General features: G+C 52.2%; 1 rRNA gene. It reads right to left on the reverse strand.

What is annotated here, in order from left to right:
- Positions 1–255 (reverse strand): 23S ribosomal RNA (locus tag ACEN3Z_RS12025); the annotation flags it as partial.

The following is a 255-nucleotide window of genomic DNA, read 5'->3' on the forward strand; positions in this document are numbered from 1 at the left end:
ATGCACGTCGGTTTGGGCTCTTCCCGTTTCGCTCGCCGCTACTCAGGGAATCGATTTTTCTTTCTCTTCCTGCAGGTACTTAGATGTTTCAGTTCTCTGCGTCTACCTCACTTGCGTGTAACAGCCAGTAGCTGTTGGGTTCCCCCATTCGGAAATCTCTGGATCTTAGCTTACTTACAGCTCCCCAAAGCATATCGGTGTTCGTCCCGTCCTTCATCGGCTCCTAGTGCCAAGGCATTCACCGTGCGCCCTTTG

Source organism: Ruoffia sp. FAM 26254, assembly GCF_045528545.1.
GTDB lineage: Bacteria > Bacillota > Bacilli > Lactobacillales > Aerococcaceae > Ruoffia > Ruoffia halotolerans.